Raw genomic sequence first — 15,508 nt, 5'->3', positions numbered from 1 at the left:
GCCAAACAGTCACTGGACAAGCTGCTGCCCATGATCGATTGATCAAACGGGTCGTAATCCAAACGCAAAGGGCGCCAATGGGCGCCCTTTTTGCGGCGCGTCGGATGGCCGTTCAGAAACCGATCTGGCCGGTTTCGTCGTGGATCACCGCATCCACGTCGATCTCCACCATCAGACCGGGTTGCGTCAAACCTGCCTGAACGGCGGTCAGGACCGGGTCTATGCCCCGGAACACCTCACCATGCACGCGGGCGAACTCACCTGCCTTTGACAGGTCGGTCAGATAGGCCCGCACCCGGCCCACATGGCGCAGCTCGGCGCCCATCTGCTTTAGCGCGTCTTCGGTGCGGGACAGGATATAGCGCGTCTGCGCGCCCACATCGCCGGGCGCATGGATGCGGCCCGTGGGTTCGATTGCCGTCGTGCCCGCGACCCAGACAAATGGCCCGATCCGCTTGGCCCGGGAATACGAGGCGACCTCTTCAAACCGTCCGCCGGATTTCCAGATGCGGACCGTCACAGGCCCAGCCTCAGCCGGATGGCATCCGCTGCCGTTTGCAGCGCCGCCTGTTCCGAAAGCGTCAGGCGCAATTCCTCGACCTCGACCAACCCACCCGCGCCAAGATGGGCAGGCACGCCCAGTACCACGCCATCAATGCCATATTCGCCCTGCAGCATGACCGAGACCGGAACCGGGCCGGTCCGCGCACCTCGGATGTGGTCGATCAACTCGATCGAGGCATGGGCCGGGGCAATCGTCGCGGACCCCGATTTCTTGAGCGCCACAACCTGCCCGCCCCCGGTGATCGCATCCTGCACGCAGGCATCGATCTGCCCGGGCGACAGGAATACATCCAGCGGACGGCCCTTGATGCGGGCGCGACTGGGGATCGGGGCCATCTCGTCACCGTGACTGCCAAGCGTAAACGCCTCGACGTCCGCAGGTGTGACACCGGCGGCCATCGCCAGCGCGTTGCGGAACCGGCTGCTGTCCAGCGTGCCCGCCATGCCTAGCACCCGTTCGCGCGGAAAGCCCGTCGCGCGCAGCATCTCGACCGTCATTTCGTCCAGCGGGTTGGTCACTACGATGACGATGGCATCTGGGGTCGCGGACCGGATCGCCTCGGCCGCCGGACGGATCACGCGGGCGTTCACGTCGATCAGATCGGCGCGGCTCATGCCCGGGCGGCGGGCGCGACCTGCGGTGACGACGACAACCTCGGCCCCGGCCACCAGATCCAGCGTTTCACCTCCGACACAACGGGCGCGGGCCCCGGTGATGCCGGATGTGTGGTTGAGATCCAGCGCGGTTGAGGCCGCTAGCCCCGGCGCAATGTCGATCAGCGCAATCTCATCCGCGAGATCCGCCATCGCCGCCAGATGCGCGATATTGCCGCCAACGCCCCCGGCCCCCACCAGCGCCAGCTTACCCAGCCTGCGCGCCTTGCGCGGCGCGCGCGACGGGGCGACCCATTTGGGCGAGCGGCGATAAAGCACCCGGCGCATCGATACCGCACCATCGGTGCGCGGCGGTTGCGGGCGTTCCAGCGGCCCATCCACCAGTGTGATCCCTACGCGTTCTGCGGTTTCGCGGGCCAATGCGGTCACGATGTCACCGGGCATAACCTCGAACACGATCCTGCCGCGGCGGCGGGCGTCTTCGACCGCGTCCGAACCTATGACGCGCGGGGTGGCCATCACCCGGCCTGCCCGTCCACGGCCTCGATGGCGCGGGTGGCGGCCTCGACGGCAGTTTTGACCGAGTTTTCCGAGCCCGAAATGAACAGACGCCCAAACCGCCCCACCGCACGCACCTCGACAATGTCGATCTCGGCGGCTTTCTCGGCCTCGTTCGCGGCAATCGAGATATAGGCGGCGGGCGCACATTCCACGATGCCCAGCGTCTGCCCGGGCACGATCAGCGCCCCCTTGCGCCATTTGTTCAGCAATTGCGCCTGATAGGGTTCGACGCTGGTGATGATCTGCGTCGAACTGATCGCGGGCTTCAGCCGGTCCGACATAGACGCGCCCAGTTCCGCCAGCATCGCATCGCGCGCGGCGGACACTTCGGCATTCGAGGGCGAGCGCAGGATGAAAAACCCGAACTCGCGTTCCACCATCTGCGTCGTCGCCTCGACCGAGGACGCCTTGAGCGCCCGGTCGATCAGCGAGAACACCCCGTTGCCGGGCGCAAACTCACCAATCAGCACGGTGTCGCCGGACAAGGGCACCGATCCCTGCACCGTCGCGCCGTTATAGGCGGCGAATTTGGGTTGCAGGTTGTCGATCTGCATCAGCGCCCGGATGGTGATCTCGCTCATGCGCCATACTCCTCGTAAATGTCGCGCCAGGGTCTGCTTTCATAGGCGACCCGCTTGATGTTGATCAGATGCAGGGCCGTCACATTGTCCGAGGTGATCGAGCCCGACCACGTGCCCGTGCCCAGCATGAAGGACGGCTCCAGATCGGTGGAATAGCCCATGCCGCCCATGATCCCCGGCGTATTCACCAGCACCCGGCCCGTGGGCACGGATGCGAACCGGGCCACCACCTCGGGATCATCGGAGTGGATGACCGAGGAATGGCCCCAGCCTTCGAATTTGGCGATGGATTGCGCCAGTTCGATGCCGTGATCGGTGGATTTCGCCTCATAAAACGCCAGCACCGGGTTCAGCTTTTCCGCCGAAAGAGGGCGGTGCCAGCCCACTTCGACCTCTTCCGACACCAGACAGCGGGTGCGCGGCGGGATCGAGAATCCGGCGGCATCGGCCAGCGCCTGCGGGCTTTGCCCGACCAGTTCCGGGTCCATCATCCGCGCGCCTTTGAAGATCACTTTGGCCAGCCGGTCGGCCTCAGCCGGGGTGCAGAAATAGGCCCCCTTGAGTTTCAGCTCATGCCGCAGGTCGCGGGCGATTTCGGGGTCTGCCACCACCGCCTGCTCGCTGACACAGGCGGTGCCATAATCGAAACTTTTCGAGGTCACGATCATCTCGGCCACTTCGGCCAGATCGCGGGCTTTGGATTTATGCACGTAACAGGGCACATTGCCTGCCCCAACTGCCAGCGTCGGCTTGCCGCTGGAATAGGCGGCCTTGACCATCGCCGGGCCGCCCGTGGCCATCACGACCGAGGTGCGGCGGTGTTTCATCAACTCAGCCGTGCCCTGAATGGTCACCGCATCAAGGCACTGGATCAGCCCTTTGGGCGCACCCATCTGCTCGGCCACACGGGCCATCATGCGTACGGTTTCGATCCCGCATTTCACGCCGCGCGGATGCGGGGCGCAGACGATGGCATTGCCCGCCTTCACCGCCGACAGCACCTTGTAAACAATGGTCGAGGTCGGGTTCGTAACCGGAATCAGCGCGGCCACCACGCCCATCGGTTCGCCAAAGGCCGCGACCTTGGTGGCGTCGTCCCGCCAGAGCAGGCCAAGGGTCGTCACGTCCCGCAGATGGTCCGCAACCGACAGGGCGTTGAACAGGTTCTTGACCCGCTTGTCGGGTACGTTGCCATACCCGGTTTCCTCGACCGCCAGTTGTCCCAGCCGTTCAGCCTCGGGCTCGATGGCGCGGGCCATGGCGTCGACGATGGCATCCACCTGCGTCGGGTCGGTGCCCAGAAAGGCGCGGTAGGCCTCGAACGCGGTTTCAGCAGCACGGCGGGCGGCGGCGATGGAGTTCAGGTCAGCGTCCATCACGCGCCTCCGGTGGCTATGGTGTCAAAGATACGGCGGGCCTGATCGACGTCGCCTGCGGTGATTCCGATCGTTTCCAGCCGACGACCGGCGGCGGCCACGTCCGCGCCGAGTATCCGGTCGGACATGGCGATCAGGCTGCTGGTCAGCGGCGTCGGAATTCCTGCCAGTTCCCCGGCCGACACAAGCGGCACCAGAGAGCCCAATACCCCGTCGCGCATCAAACCGCGCGCGGCCTGCTGATCCGGGATCGGACGCGCACCGGCGCCCCGCTCGGTCCCGGCAAAGGTCGAGACCCAGTCTTCGGTCTGCGGCAGGTTGCGTACACCAAAGGCGGCGGCTATGCGCCGCCTCTCGTCGGCAAGCCCGTGAATCACCGCCATCTGGTCGGCACCGATCAACGCGGCAAAGGTCTGGTTCGCCGCAAGCGGAACACCACCCATCGGCACGGTGGGACCGCCGGTGCCCATCGCCGCACCACCAAGGATCAGCGCCGGGATCTCAACGGCGGCAGACAGGTCGCTGAACCCCGATGCCAGAACCGACTCGACCGGGTGCAGGTTCGGCAGGTAGCGCGACAGCGCGTCCAGAACCTGATCCCGCCCGCGCGGCAAGGTCGCCGCAGCCATCGGTGCGGCTTGCGAAAGCGTCAGGCCCGAGCCCTCGGCCCTGTACCAATAGGGCAGGCCCTGAACCTCGACCAGCGTGACATCGGCGGTGCATCCGCCGATCCGCAGCAGCCATGCGGTTTCAATCGCGCCCAGCGACCGGCCCGGGGCCAGAACCAGTATCTGCCCGTCGCTCAGGTGATCGGCCAGCACCATGGCATAGGTACGTTGCTTGTGGATCGGACCGGTCAGGAAAATCGCTTGAGCGTCGCGCACCGCCGCATCCAGTTCCGCCGTGGTGCGCACCGATGGACCATCGCGGTCCACCTGATAGGTGCCCACCGGCCCATCACCCTGAATGCCGATGCCCGAGGATTGGGCCAGCAGCGCCAATTCGGCCCCATAGGCCGAAAACAGGGTGACATCGGCCCCTTTGGCCAGACACAACGCCGCCAGCAGGCGGGCGTCTGGCGCGCCGCCCAGAACGCAAATACGGTCCAGCCGGGGCGGCTCGGGCGCGTCCCGCGTGGCGCCGCGTGTCACGGCGCGGGTGAAATCCTCGAATCCGGCTGACATGAGACCTCCTCAGACGGGATCAGGCTGTCGAACCGGAACCGAGGCTGTCGATGATCCCCTCAAGCTCGTCATGAGGGCGCGCGATGACGTGGACCGAGACCACTTCGCCCACCTTGTTGGCCGCTGTCGCACCCGCGTCGGTGGCCGCCTTGACCGCGCCGACCTCGCCGCGCACAAGCGTTGTGACGAGCCCGCCGCCGGCCTTGGTCTGGCCCACAATTGCAACGCTGGCCGCTTTGACCATCGCGTCGGCTGCTTCGATTGCACCGACCAGACCCCGGGTCTCGATCATGCCAAGGGCCATCTGCCCCGCCACTGGTTTCGCCATTTTCTGTTCCTCCGAAAATAAAAGTTCCGCGTGTTGTGACTCAGGTGATCGAAACGCGATCCACCACCGCAACGATGGCCAAATCGACGGGGGCCGTGGACAGCCCCGCAGCCATGCGCGCCGCCGATCCGGTGACGACCAGCACCGTGTCGCCCACCCCCGCGCCGCAGGTGTCGACCGCCACGCGCGCCGGGTCGATCAGCTTTCCCTTACCGTCGACCAGATCGGTCAGCAGCAGTTTCGATCCTACCAGCTTGGCGTCCTTGGCGGTTGCCGTGACGGTTCCTGCGACTTTGCCCAGATGCATCAGAGCGTCCTCAGATAGCGGTCCAGTTCGACCTGCGTGACCTGCTGGTTGAAGAAATCCATCTCGCGCTCGGCCTGTTGCACCACCAGTTGCCATTGCATCTCGCCCAGCACGTCGCGCAGCCAGTCCGATCCCTGCGCCAGCGCAATGGCCGTTGGCAGATCGGTCGGGATCGGATCGCCGATACCCTCTTCATAGGCGTTTCCGGGTGTGGGATCGGTGGGGGTCAGCCCCTGTTCGATCCCGTCCAGACCGGCGGCAATCTCGGCGGCGAGCAGCAGGTAGGGGTTCGCATCCGCCCCCGCATCGCGCTTTTCGACGCGCACGGCACTGTCGGAGCCCTCGATCACCCGAATGCCCACGGTGCGGTTGTCAAAGCCCCAGCTGGTGTTGATCGGGCAGAACGTATAGGGCTGCCGACGGCGATAGCCGTTGACCGTCCCGCTGCCGCAAATCGACATCTCGCACATGCGCCGTTGCAGACCGGCGATGAAGGACTTTCCGGTGTCGTTGATCTTTCCATTGTCGGCAAAGACGTTCACGCCGTCCTTCCACAGCGAATAATGCGTGTGGAACCCGTTGCCGGACTGATCAAGGAACGGCTTGGGCATGAAGGTCGCCAGATAGCCATGGGCAATGCCCAACTGGCGGATCAGGGATTTGAACAGAACCACGCGGTCCGCTGCCGCTAGGGCTTCGCCATAGCGGATATTCACCTCGATCTGACCGGCTGCGTATTCCGGGTTCGACTGTTCGATGGGAATGCCGCATTCGTTGATCTGCTGGCGGATCGGGCCAACGATATGTTCCATCCGCGCGGCGCGGCCCAACCCATAGACCTGAATGCCGCTGTCGCGCGGCTGGCCGGTTTCGGGGTCCAGCAGGTAGAACTCCAGCTCGGTACCCACATTGACCTCGAACCCCATGGCGCGGGCGCGGTCGACCTGACGGACCAGAGCTTGTCGGGGATCGATCGGCACCGGCTTGTGATCCATACCCTCGGCGCGGCCAAAACAGACTGCCACGCCGGGCTCCCACGGCACCGGCACGGGCTGCGTCAGCGGAAACACATGCATGTCCGGATAGCCGTTGTCGAAATTGACGTATGGCGTGTCCCAGACATCGCAGGTCATGTCGATGGCCAGCAGGGCAATCGACAGCGCATTGCCGCTTTGACAAACGTGATCCCAATGGCTGGCCGGAATGCGCTTACCGCGCATGATGCCGTTCAGATCACCCACACCCAGAATGACGGTATGTATGCCCTCGGGCAGTTCAAACCCCGAACTCATTTGCGCGCGCTCCCTGTTTTTGGCTTTATAATTTCTGTATTCTGTATACAGTATTCACAAAGCCAGCCCGGAAACAAGGAAAATCTGCGCCATGTCCAAAAGCTCTGTCATTGTTGTCGGGGGTGGTATTGCCGGGGTCATGACAGCGCTGACCCTGCAACGGCGCGGCGAGACCGTGACGCTGATCGACCGGTGGGAGCCGGGACATTCCCGTGCATCTTCAACGGATTACAACCGGGTGATCCGCGCCATTTCCGGGCGGGACGAGTTCTATACCCGGTGGGCGCGCGAAAGCCGCCTGCGGTGGCTCGAGCTGCAGGCCGAGAGCGGGCAGAACCTGATGTATGAATGCGGCGCGCTGATTCTGGCGACCGGCGGGCATTGCGACTGGGAAGACGCCACAGCCGAGACCTTCGACCGGGTTGGCGTGCCCTATTACAAGTTCGCGCGGCAGGACATCGAAGCCCGGTTTCCGCAGTTCCGGGTGCCCGATATCGACTATGCCCTGTTCGAGCCCGAGGCCGGGATGCTGATGGCCCATCGCTGCGTGCTGACCGGGCTGGACCTGTTCCGCCGGGCGGGCGGCACCGTGCAACGGGGCCGCGTCACCACCGACGGGTCCGAGCGTCCGATGCTGGACGGCAAACCGCTTGAGGCCGATCTGATCGTCATCGCCACCGGCCCCTGGATGGCGGATATGTTCCCCAAAACGATCAAGCCGATCTCGACCGTGGTTGGGGTCAATGTCCTGTATACCTCGACCCCCGACGGGTCCGAGGATTTCGACATGAGCCAGATGCCCTGCTGGATCGATCACGGGCAGGGCTCATTCGGGCTGCCGTCCTCCGAAGGTTCGGGGGTCAAGGCGGCGGTGGTGATCCCCGACAAGATCGATCTGGACAATGACGAACGGCTGATCCGCCGGGAAACGCTGGGCCGCACCCGCAGCTATATCCGCCACCGCCTGCCGGGGCTGGACGGGCAACGGGTGGTGGATTCCAAGTTCAACCAGATCATCCTGACGCCCGACACCCATTTCATCGTCGACTGGCACCCCGAGCATGACAACGTGCTGTTCGCCGGTGGGTGCTCGGGACATCTGTTCAAACATGCCCCGGTGTTCGGAGAGTTTGTGGCAGGCGTCGGATTAAAGGATTTCGGCACCGCAGACCGGTTCAAGATCACAGGTCGCAGAAAGCTGAGCCCCAAGGAAAGCCCCAGCGGGCGTTAACCCCCGGGTTGGTCGGGCCTGTAGGTTCCGCGAAACAGATCAACGGCCTGAGACACCGCCAGATCCGTGGGCACGTCGCTGGTTTGCAGGTCGGCCAGACCGGCATCGGCCTCATCCCCGGTCAGAAACACATCGCGCCCGCGCTGGAACAGGTCGCGCAGGTGGACGGCCTGGTATTCGGGATGAAACTGCACCGAACGCGCCGGGAAATCATAGTCCAGCGCCCCAACCGGGCAGTGACTGGCCGTCCCCGTCACCCGCGCGGATGGCGGCACCTTGGTCACTTGGTCCTGGTGCCAGACATAGGCGTCCACTTGATCGCCGCCATACTCAAAGCGCCGTGCGCCGACGATATTGCCAACCGCCGCCTTTTCGGCTTTGCCGCCATAGACATCGGCCATGATCTGATGGCCGAAACAGATGCCAAAGACCGGCTGTTGCCCGGCTTTGCAATCCACCAGAAACGCCCGCAAGGGCTGCATCCAGTCGGTGTCGTCATAGACCCCAAATTCCGAGCCTCCGACGATCACGCCATCGAACTCCGCCAGCGCGGGCAGTGGCGCTCCGTCCACCACGTCGGTTGCGGTAAACCGTGCCTCGGGCAGGTGCGGCGCAAGCCAGTCGCGGATCTGCTGCGCGGTGCGCGGCAGACCCTGCAACAGCGGCAGCGGATGGCCGGTCAGTTCAAGAAGTGCGATCCTCACCAATCAAACGCGCGGTCGATCCCGGCCATTTTCACGCCGGTAAAAGCCGAGGCCTCAAAGCTGAGCGCGCGTAGGTCTTCGACCTCCAGATTATGGACCGAGGATTTGCCGCAGGCCTTGGCCAGTGCGGTGATCTCCATCGTCATTGCGGTCAGATAGCGGGCGATGCGCTCGGCCCCTGCATGGGGGTTCATGCGCGCCTCAAGGTCCGGGTCCTGCGTGGCCACACCCACCGGGCAGCGGCCCGTATGGCAATGGTGACACGCGCCCGGAGAGGTGCCCAAAGCGGTATAATCCTCAAGATAGCGCGGGCTGTTGCACCCCAGCGCCACCATCGCCGCGTTGCCGATCATCACCGCATCCGCGCCCAAGGCCAGACATTTGGCCGCATCCACACCCGACCGGATGCCACCGGCGGCCACAAGGGACACTTTGCCGGTCATGCCGCAGTCGTCCAACGCCTCGCGCGCTGCGCGAATGGCGCTCATGGTCGGGATGCCGGTGTGGTTCAGCAGCAGTTCGGGCGAGGCCCCGGTGCCGCCCTCGGCCCCGTCCACCACAACCACATCCGCGCCCGCTTTGGCGGCAACTGCCACGTCGAACCGGGGGCGGGTTGCGCCCATCTTGATGAAGATCGGCACCTGATAGTTGGTGGCAATCCGCAATTCCTCGATCTTGACGGACAGATCGTCGGCCCCAAGGAAATCCGGATGCCGGATGGTCGAGCGTTGATCGACCCCTTCGGGCAATGTTCGCATCTGGCTGACACGCGGGCTGACCTTCATGCCCAGCAACAGGCCGCCGGTTCCCGGCTTGGCCCCCTGCCCCACGACAATTTCCAGCGCATCGGCGCGGCGCAGATGGTCCAGATCCACGCCATAGCGAGCGGGCGACATCTGATAGAGCAGGCGCTGCGAGGCTTCGCGCTCTTCCTCCAACATGCCGCCTTCGCCGGTGCAGGTCATGGTGCCCACTTTTGACGCCCCATAGCCCAGCGACGCCTTGGCCGAGGCCGACAATGCGCCGAAAGACATGGAGGCGATGTAGATCGGGATTTTCAACTCCAGCGGACGTTCGACCAACCCGCGCCCACCGCCCAGAACGGTCGTCGTATCGCAACTCTCACGATAGCCTTCCAGCGGCAGGCGGGTCATGGTTGCGGGGACAAATGTCAGGTCGTCAAAGGTCGGCATCCGCTTATTGAACGTGTTGTAGCCGCGCACCTGATACCGGCCCAACTGCGCCAAAGCGTGAACCTCCGAGATCGCCTCGGGCGTCCAGCGCGTCGATCCGCCTTCGACGTATGAGGAGGGCACACCCGCCGGGCGACCCTCGATTGCGCCTGCGTCGCGGAACCGGATTTCCTCCTCGGGGGCGACGTCGAATGGATACTCATAGGGTTTACTCAGATCATGAGCCATGCGCTTGCGTCCCTGCTTTCAAAATACCAAAGGCGTTGACCGGAAACCATCTTGCGCCAGTTCCGGGAACGGTCGACCAGCCCCAGCGGATCGAGGATCGCGTCGACCTCGGCCACTTCCTCCGCGGTCGGTTCGATCACGTTGACATCGACGCCGACGCTGTCGACCTCACCCGCGACCCAAACCTCGCCTTCCCACAAGGCATCAGCGCAGGATTCGCCCGCGCCGCCCAATGCGATGATCCGCCCGGAATGCGCCATAAAGCCGGATTGATAGCCGATCTTGCCTTCGACCACGATATTGCCACCCTTCATGGCGACGCCGACCCGTGGCCCGGCATCGCCCTTGACGTGGATCGTGCCGCCGATCATCGCTGCGCCGCAGGACATGCCCGCATAACCGCCGACAGTGATGTGGCCCTTGGCCATGCCTTCCCCCACGGCCCAGCCGCAATTGCGTTCGATGGTGATATTGGCCCCGGTATTCAGCCCGCCGCAGTAATACCCAACCGAGCCTTCAAAGGTGATGTCCACATTATCCGGCAGGCCCACGCCCAGATTGTGCCGGGACAGCGTATCCACAACCCGGATCGGCCGACCCGTGGCGCAGGCGGCCATGATGTCCCGGTTCACCTCGCGGATATGGCGCTTGCCAACCTCGATAACGATCTCATCCATCTGTGCTGCCACCTCGCTCATGCTGCCAGGGTCCGGTTGCCGACGCCCCAGATGCCGGTCAGCGAGGGGCCGTCATAGTTGATCACGTCGCATTCCTCGGTCATCACCCGGCGCACCGCCTGTTCCTCGGTCGCAGCGGCCAGATCGCCGTTGCGGTTGACGACGACCAGCGGCTTCATCGCAAAACGATCCTTGGCAAAGCCGATCCCGTCCGGCGTGGCGATCATGTAGGTAAAGACCCCGTCGATCGAAGTGATCGACTTTTTCAACGCCTGCTCCATGGTCAGGCCCGCTTTCATCTGGTCGCTGACCCAGACCGCGATCAACTCGCTGTCATTCTCGGTCAGGAACCGATAGCCCGCGCGGGTCAACCGGTCGCGCCAAGTGAAATAGTCGGTGATCTGCCCGTTATGGACAATCGCCACATCCGAAAACGGCCGCGCCCAGAACGGGTGCGAGGCATTGGGCAGTACCGAGCTTTCCGTCGCCAGCCGCGCGTGGCCCAACCCATGGGTGCCGATCATGTCGCGCACGCCATGTTTCTCGGCCACCGCTTCGGCCCCGCCGATATCCTTGATGATCTCAAGGCTGCGGCCACAGGACTGAACCTCGATCCGGTCGGTCAGTTCATCGGCATCTGCGACCCAGGCCTGCAAATTCGACGGGTCCGAGATCTCGATCCGAAAACAGTAATGGCGGTTTTCATCCGTCACGATCCGGGGGTCGGACAGAAAGCTGCTGCCATGTTCACGCAGAACGGATTCAAAGGCGGTCAGGTCCGCATCCTGCCGGGATTTGTCAAACCCCATGCCACGCAGGACATACCCGGTTTCCCGTGGCACGCCATAGACAGCAAACCCGGTGCTGTCCGCGCCCCGGTGTTCCTGCGCATCCATCAGGTCAACCAGATCCGCACCAACCTTGCCGGGCGCGGCCAGTATCCTGCCAGCTATTCCACACATGAAGAGCTCCCTGTTCAATCGCGTCTGTATACTGTATACAGTACACGAGTAATAGCAACCCTATTCGCCTTGGCACCTGTTGGATTTTTGAATACAGAATTCAAAAGACAGAAAGAGAGGCTGCGAGTGGCTCTGAAACAAATAAAGACACAACGCCGACGGCTGGCGGATGAGGTCTATGATCAACTGGTCGACGCGATCATGAGTCGCGAGATCACGACCGAGGACCGGCTGGTGCAGGAAAAACTGGCCGCCGAGCTTAACATCAGCCGCACCCCCGTGCGCGAGGCCTTGATGCGGCTGGAAACCGAAGGCGTGCTTGAGGTTGCGGCCAGCGGCGGTTTTCGTCTCGCCCAGATGGATCAGAACGAGGTCCGGCAACTGTATCAGGCGCGGGCCGCAATCGAAGGGCAGGCAGCTCGAATTCTGGCCGTTCACGCCGAACCGGACGTGCTGAACCGACTGCGAGATTTAATCCGCCGCGAAGAGGATCTGACAGACCCGTCCACCCGCGACTATTTCATCGCCAACCGCCGTATCCACCGGGCCTTCATGGTCGAGGCGGGCAACAAGTTCCTGTTGGACATGTTCGACATGATCTGGGGCAAGGCGATGGCGTTTCATCTGTTTTCGGCCATTGAAAACGTCGATATTTCAAAGTCCCTGGGAAACCATCTGATGCTGGTCGACGCCATTGCTTCGGGTGACGCGACCGAAGCGCTTGAAACCTTTACCGCCCATATTCAGGCCGGTTTTGACCTGCAGATCGAAGGGCTGAAGGAAGAACACAAAAGCTAAAGCCGGTGACGGGCAGTCCAGACGGCCAGCCCGTCCGTGGATGACGCGACGATACAAATGCAAAGCAGGGGCCTCCGTGTCATCGTTTGTCAGAAATGACAGAAATGAACGTGAGCGCCATGACCACATCCGCATCAATGAGCCACCTGCCCACGCATGAGGTGCAAAACCAGCCCGTCCCCCGCGATGGTTTTGATCTTTGGGCCACCGACCCGATCCTGCGCGATCACATCGGGCTGAGTCAGGCCGATACCGCACAGATCGCCGATATGGGTGCCCGACTGGGCAGCGCCGAGATGCGCGAAGCCGGACGCGAGGCCAACCGGGTCGAGCCCAAGCTGATCAGCTTTGACCGCTCGGGCCGCAGGCTGGACGAGGTGCGGTTTCACCCCGGTTATCACAAGATCATGGATCTGGCGTTTACCTCGGGCATTGCCGCAGCGGCCTGGGACGGGGCCAAGGGTGGGCACACTCACTACATGGCGGGCATGTATATGCTCAGCCAGGTTGAACCGGGAACAAGCTGCCCGGTGACGATGACCTATGCCGCCACGCCGTCGCTGATGGCCGCGCCCGAGCTGGAGCGGATCTGGCGGCCCAAGCTGACCGCGCGGGCCTATGACACGGACATGAAACCGGTACAGCAAAAACGCGCCGCCACCCTTGGCATGGCGATGACCGAGAAACAGGGCGGCTCGGACGTGCGGGCCAACACCACCGTGGCCACGCCCGACGGTGACGCCTATCTGCTGCGCGGGCACAAATGGTTCTGTTCGGCCCCCATGTCGGACGGCTTCCTGACGCTGGCGCAGGCCCCCGGCGGGCTGACCTGTTTTCTGGTGCCCCGCTGGCTTGAGGGCGAGCGCAATTCGCTGCACGTGATGCGCCTGAAAGAGAAGCTGGGCAACAAGGCCAATGCCTCGTCCGAGATCGAATATCACGACACGCTGGCCTATCGCGTGGGTGATGAGGGGCGCGGCGTGCCCACCATCATCGAAATGGTGCAGCACACCCGTCTGGGCACTGCCATGGCACCCGCCGGTCTGATGCGCGGCGCGCTGGCCGAGGCGAAATGGTGGGTCGAAAGACGCTCGACCTTTCAGCGCCGGTTGATCGACCAGCCGATGATGCGGTCGGTTCTGGCCGATCTGACGCTGGATTTCGAAGGCACAACCGCGCTGGCCCTGCACATCGCACGCGCCTTTGACAGCGGCTCGGCAGATGACATGGCCTATGCCCGTATCGCGGTCGCGCTTTCCAAGTTTCTGGGCAACAAGCTTGCGCCAACGATCGTCTATGAAGCGATGGAGTGTCTGGGCGGCGTTGGCTACACCGACGACACGCCCCTGCCCTTGCTGTTCCGTGAAACGCCGCTCAATTCGATTTGGGAAGGGTCCGGCAATGTGATCTGTCTGGACGTGTTGCGCGCCCTGACGCGCGAACCGGAAAGCGGTGAGGCACTGCGCGCGGATCTGGACAAGGCGCGCGGGGCCAACACCGCCTTTGATGCCGCACTTGATCAGCATTTTGCCCGCTGGCCTGCCCTTCCGGCAGAAGCGGAGGCCCGGTGGTTTGCCGAAAGCCTGGCCACGTTGATGACTGCGTCGGTGCTGCTGCGTCATTCACCCGCCGCAGTGTCGGATGCCTATGTCGCAACCCGCCTGAACCCGGAAGGGCGCGGCCGGATCTACGGGGCCGTCAGCGGCATGGACACCAGCGCCATTCTTGAGCGGCTGGGTTAACCCCCAACAGCCAACCGGTCCAGCCGTGCGGCGCGCGGCTGGGCAGCTTGCCTGATGCCTGAATGCTAGCCTTACATGCGCAAGACTTAGCTGTGCCCTTCCTTACCTGACCTGAATTCATCAGCGCCAGGGCACCCCCCGTTGCACCCCTGAATGACGCAATCGACAAACAGCTCAACTGCGCGTCGTTGCAGGTTGGACGTCCGCGTCGCCAGAAAAAAGGTCGAGGTCCAGTGCAATCGATCAGGGGCCAGCGCCTTTAGGTTCTTCTTACGGCCCATGCTCTCGGCGTAATGAACCGGCAAAGGGCCCAAATAGGCTCCGGTTTCGATCAGCGTCGCCATCGCCTCCATGTTTGCCACAACGGCCTTGGGATCGCTGGGTTGAAGTTCGGGCGGCATCAGCGCGCTGTACGAGCGCTGGCAAATCTCGAAACGTGACGCGACACTCAGGTCAATATCCTCGTCCGGCCAGTCGAACAGCGGATGACCCCGACCGCAATACAGCCGGTGCTCCTCATCACACAGTTTGGTATAGCGCAATTCGGGTACCTGGCTTCGGAACGGCGCAATGGCCACGTGCACATCGCCCGAAATCAGCCTTTGCGTCAGTTCGGTCGGTGAGGCCACCACCATTTCCAGCCTGACCTCATTCGGGCGGTCAAGGAATTGTTGCAGGGACCGGGTCAGGTGCAGATCGGTCAGGGTATTCACCGCATCTACGATGCCGATCCGCAGATCGCCTGTGACGGCATCCCGAAGCTCCAGCAATTCGGCATCGAAATCCCGGATGTTGCGCAGGATCTCACCAGCCTTGCGATAGGCGATCTCACCCCGTTCGGTCAGGCGAAACCCACCGCGCCCACGTTCGCAGATCCGGTACCCCAACGCCTCTTCCAGATCACGGATTCGGATGCTGATCGCGGATTGGGTGATGCCCAAAGCGTATTGCGCATCCGTGAAGCCGCCGCATTCCACGACGGTCACGAAGGTTTCCAGCAGTGTATTTCTGAACAGTTTCAACGGCGTCAGCTCTGGCAGATTGTGACGTTTACTTACACAACTTTCATTTATGTGAACATAAGCAATATGATATTTTTTCGTGTAATGATCTGTGCTGTGCTTCTTCCCAACAAGACCCCCAAAAGGATAAAAGGGAGGACCCC

Annotated in this window: 16 protein-coding genes; 3 read left to right on the top strand and 13 right to left on the bottom strand. The window is 63.2% G+C overall.

Going from position 1 to position 15,508, the window contains the following annotated elements:
- Positions 1-112: 112 nt before the first annotated feature.
- Genes ACR0AC_RS12060 through ACR0AC_RS12025 form a run of 8 tightly spaced genes read right to left on the bottom strand, consistent with a single transcriptional unit; the run spans position 113 to position 6,808 of the window.
- Positions 113-520, bottom strand: coding sequence for a Rid family hydrolase (locus tag ACR0AC_RS12060; RefSeq protein ID WP_480873610.1), 408 nt, complete (start codon positions 518-520; stop codon positions 113-115).
- A complete protein-coding gene (locus ACR0AC_RS12055) occupies positions 517-1,698 on the bottom strand; it encodes a malate dehydrogenase (RefSeq protein ID WP_480873608.1) in 1,182 nt (393 codons plus the stop codon). Before ACR0AC_RS12055 ends, ACR0AC_RS12060 begins: the two co-directional genes overlap by 4 nt.
- Positions 1,698-2,321, bottom strand: a complete 624-nt coding sequence (locus ACR0AC_RS12050) for a BMC domain-containing protein (RefSeq protein WP_170611731.1) — start codon at positions 2,319-2,321, stop codon at positions 1,698-1,700. Before ACR0AC_RS12050 ends, ACR0AC_RS12055 begins: the two co-directional genes overlap by 1 nt.
- Positions 2,318-3,697 carry an aldehyde dehydrogenase family protein gene (locus ACR0AC_RS12045; RefSeq protein WP_480873606.1) on the bottom strand — a complete coding sequence of 460 codons (1,380 nt, stop codon included), beginning with the start codon at positions 3,695-3,697 and terminating at the stop codon, positions 2,318-2,320. Before ACR0AC_RS12045 ends, ACR0AC_RS12050 begins: the two co-directional genes overlap by 4 nt.
- Positions 3,697-4,881, bottom strand: a complete 1,185-nt coding sequence (locus ACR0AC_RS12040) for a hypothetical protein (protein WP_480873604.1) — start codon at positions 4,879-4,881, stop codon at positions 3,697-3,699. The genes ACR0AC_RS12045 and ACR0AC_RS12040 overlap by 1 nt, the downstream gene beginning before the upstream one ends.
- Before the next feature lie 19 nt (positions 4,882-4,900).
- Positions 4,901-5,209 (bottom strand): BMC domain-containing protein, encoded by a 309-nt coding sequence (locus ACR0AC_RS12035; RefSeq protein ID WP_170630867.1) that lies wholly within the window; start codon positions 5,207-5,209, stop codon positions 4,901-4,903.
- Between the two features lie 40 nt (positions 5,210-5,249).
- Positions 5,250-5,516, bottom strand: a complete 267-nt coding sequence (locus ACR0AC_RS12030) for a EutN/CcmL family microcompartment protein (protein WP_480873602.1) — start codon at positions 5,514-5,516, stop codon at positions 5,250-5,252.
- Positions 5,516-6,808 (bottom strand): glutamine synthetase family protein, encoded by a 1,293-nt coding sequence (locus ACR0AC_RS12025; protein ID WP_480873600.1) that lies wholly within the window; start codon positions 6,806-6,808, stop codon positions 5,516-5,518. Before ACR0AC_RS12025 ends, ACR0AC_RS12030 begins: the two co-directional genes overlap by 1 nt.
- Before the next feature lie 91 nt (positions 6,809-6,899).
- Here ACR0AC_RS12025 and ACR0AC_RS12020 point away from each other — a divergent pair, with 91 nt between their 5' ends.
- Positions 6,900-8,039, top strand: a complete 1,140-nt coding sequence (locus ACR0AC_RS12020) for an FAD-dependent oxidoreductase (protein ID WP_480873598.1) — start codon at positions 6,900-6,902, stop codon at positions 8,037-8,039.
- Here ACR0AC_RS12020 and ACR0AC_RS12015 read toward each other — a convergent pair.
- Genes ACR0AC_RS12015 through ACR0AC_RS12000 form a run of 4 tightly spaced genes read right to left on the bottom strand, consistent with a single transcriptional unit; the run spans position 8,036 to position 11,803 of the window.
- Positions 8,036-8,743, bottom strand: coding sequence for a type 1 glutamine amidotransferase (locus ACR0AC_RS12015; RefSeq protein ID WP_480873596.1), 708 nt, complete (start codon positions 8,741-8,743; stop codon positions 8,036-8,038). The two genes, ACR0AC_RS12020 and ACR0AC_RS12015, sit on opposite strands and share 4 nt — an antisense overlap.
- A complete protein-coding gene (locus ACR0AC_RS12010; RefSeq protein ID WP_480873594.1) occupies positions 8,740-10,164 on the bottom strand; it encodes an FMN-binding glutamate synthase family protein in 1,425 nt (474 codons plus the stop codon). The genes ACR0AC_RS12015 and ACR0AC_RS12010 overlap by 4 nt, the downstream gene beginning before the upstream one ends.
- The gene (locus ACR0AC_RS12005) at positions 10,149-10,862 is read right to left on the bottom strand and encodes a GltB/FmdC/FwdC-like GXGXG domain-containing protein (RefSeq protein ID WP_480584468.1); all 714 of its coding nucleotides are present in this window, start codon (positions 10,860-10,862) and stop codon (positions 10,149-10,151) included. The genes ACR0AC_RS12010 and ACR0AC_RS12005 overlap by 16 nt, the downstream gene beginning before the upstream one ends.
- Positions 10,859-11,803, bottom strand: coding sequence for a class II glutamine amidotransferase domain-containing protein (locus ACR0AC_RS12000; protein ID WP_170622402.1), 945 nt, complete (start codon positions 11,801-11,803; stop codon positions 10,859-10,861). The genes ACR0AC_RS12005 and ACR0AC_RS12000 overlap by 4 nt, the downstream gene beginning before the upstream one ends.
- A gap of 126 nt (positions 11,804-11,929) precedes the next feature.
- On the opposite strand from ACR0AC_RS12000, the gene ACR0AC_RS11995 reads away from it, so the two are divergent.
- Both ACR0AC_RS11995 and ACR0AC_RS11990 read left to right on the top strand, forming a co-directional pair.
- Positions 11,930-12,601, top strand: coding sequence for a GntR family transcriptional regulator (locus ACR0AC_RS11995; protein WP_480584464.1), 672 nt, complete (start codon positions 11,930-11,932; stop codon positions 12,599-12,601).
- Between the two features lie 119 nt (positions 12,602-12,720).
- On the top strand, positions 12,721-14,343 hold the full coding sequence (locus ACR0AC_RS11990) for an acyl-CoA dehydrogenase family protein (RefSeq protein ID WP_480873592.1): 1,623 nt from the start codon (positions 12,721-12,723) through the stop codon (positions 14,341-14,343).
- Between the two features lie 86 nt (positions 14,344-14,429).
- On the opposite strand, the gene ACR0AC_RS11985 is transcribed toward ACR0AC_RS11990, so the two are convergent.
- Positions 14,430-15,365, bottom strand: a complete 936-nt coding sequence (locus ACR0AC_RS11985) for a LysR family transcriptional regulator (protein WP_170622405.1) — start codon at positions 15,363-15,365, stop codon at positions 14,430-14,432.
- Positions 15,366-15,508: the final 143 nt, after the last annotated feature.

Source organism: Ruegeria sp. H7 (genome assembly GCF_056532945.1).
The sequence above is the reverse complement of the archived record's forward strand: the minus strand, read 5'-3'. Positions and strand labels throughout refer to the sequence as shown.

Excerpts from the sequence above, each read along its gene's own strand:
- ACR0AC_RS12055 (WP_480873608.1), bottom strand. The coding sequence starts at position 1,698 with ATGGCCACCCCGCGCGTCATAGGTTCGGACGCGGTCGAAGACGCCCGC.
- ACR0AC_RS12050 (WP_170611731.1), bottom strand. The coding sequence starts at position 2,321 with ATGAGCGAGATCACCATCCGGGCGCTGATGCAGATCGACAACCTGCAA.
- ACR0AC_RS12045 (WP_480873606.1), bottom strand. The coding sequence starts at position 3,697 with ATGGACGCTGACCTGAACTCCATCGCCGCCGCCCGCCGTGCTGCTGAA.
- ACR0AC_RS12040 (WP_480873604.1), bottom strand. The coding sequence starts at position 4,881 with ATGTCAGCCGGATTCGAGGATTTCACCCGCGCCGTGACACGCGGCGCC.
- ACR0AC_RS12035 (WP_170630867.1), bottom strand. The coding sequence starts at position 5,209 with ATGGCGAAACCAGTGGCGGGGCAGATGGCCCTTGGCATGATCGAGACC.
- ACR0AC_RS12030 (WP_480873602.1), bottom strand. The coding sequence starts at position 5,516 with ATGCATCTGGGCAAAGTCGCAGGAACCGTCACGGCAACCGCCAAGGAC.
- ACR0AC_RS12025 (WP_480873600.1), bottom strand. The coding sequence starts at position 6,808 with ATGAGTTCGGGGTTTGAACTGCCCGAGGGCATACATACCGTCATTCTG.
- ACR0AC_RS12020 (WP_480873598.1), top strand. The coding sequence starts at position 6,900 with ATGTCCAAAAGCTCTGTCATTGTTGTCGGGGGTGGTATTGCCGGGGTC.
- ACR0AC_RS12010 (WP_480873594.1), bottom strand. The coding sequence starts at position 10,164 with ATGGCTCATGATCTGAGTAAACCCTATGAGTATCCATTCGACGTCGCC.
- ACR0AC_RS12005 (WP_480584468.1), bottom strand. The coding sequence starts at position 10,862 with ATGAGCGAGGTGGCAGCACAGATGGATGAGATCGTTATCGAGGTTGGC.
- ACR0AC_RS12000 (WP_170622402.1), bottom strand. The coding sequence starts at position 11,803 with ATGTGTGGAATAGCTGGCAGGATACTGGCCGCGCCCGGCAAGGTTGGT.
- ACR0AC_RS11990 (WP_480873592.1), top strand. The coding sequence starts at position 12,721 with ATGACCACATCCGCATCAATGAGCCACCTGCCCACGCATGAGGTGCAA.